1 pseudogene is annotated in these 1,045 nt (G+C 69.2%); it reads left to right on the top strand.

The features are described 5' to 3' along the window. Positions 1-1,045, top strand: a pseudogene (locus LO50_RS21235) (chromosome partitioning protein ParB); the annotation flags it as partial.

Below are 1,045 nucleotides of genomic sequence, written 5' to 3'. Positions count from 1 at the left end.
CGCATCGCCTCGCTGGAAACCCGCCTCGAAAAGATCGACGCCGAACTGGAAGAAGCCTGCGACGCCGAGGACGAGGACAAGGCCGAGAAGCTGGAACAGCGGCGCGATCAGGTGGTCGGGGAACTGCAAGACGCGGAGGACGCCTTGCAAGGCTATGCCCCCGAGGTGCGCGAGGTGGCCGGTGCCATCGTCACCATCGACCGCAACGGCGAGGCCGTCATTCATCGCGGCCTGCTGCGCGAAGCCGAGGCCAAGGCGCTGCGCACGCTGGAAAAGCTGCGGCGCGGTTTCGGCAGCGCCGAAGGCGAAGCCGCCAACGACGAGCACGAGGACGCCGACGACGCACCCAAGGCCGCGAGCCTGTCCGATCGGCTGGCGCAGCGATTGAGCGCCCACCGCACGGCGGCGCTGCAAATCGAAGTCGCGCGGCATCCGCACGTCGCGCTGGCCGCGCTGGTGCATGGCATGGTGCAGACTGTCTTGCAGCCCGACGCCTACGGCGATGGCCTGCCGCTCGGCGTGCGCCTCACGGTGCAAGACCGGCTGGAAGGCATGGCCCCGGACTGGCCGGAATCGCCCGCTGCCGTGGCGCTGCGCGAACTGCAACAGGTGGCAGGTGAAGCCTTGCCGGAGGACGGCGCCGAACTGTTCGCCGCGCTGCTGGCGAAGTCGCAAGATGAACTGGTGCGGCTGCTGGCCGTGTGCGTGGCTTCCACGGTGGACGTGGTGACGCCCCGCGCCACGGTGCAGCAACCCGGCGAGGAACTGGCGCAGGCCGTGGGCCTCGACATGGCCGCATGGTGGAAGCCGACCGCAGAAGGCTACTTCAAGCACGTTTCCAAGGCCGTGATTCTGGATGCCGTGGGCGAGTACGCACCCGAGCAGGCCAACCGGCTGGCGAAGTTGAAGAAGGCCGACATTGCCAGCGAAGCCGAGCGGCTGGCCGATGGCACGGGCTGGATGCCCGCCATCTTCGAGGCCGCAGGCCCGCAGGACGCCGCGCAAGAGGCAGGCCCGGAGCAGAACGCCCCGGAGGATGCCGAGG

The sequence above is a fragment of the Stutzerimonas stutzeri genome, assembly GCF_000935215.1.
Lineage (GTDB): Bacteria > Pseudomonadota > Gammaproteobacteria > Pseudomonadales > Pseudomonadaceae > Stutzerimonas.
This window is presented reverse-complemented; position numbering and strand designations above follow the sequence as displayed.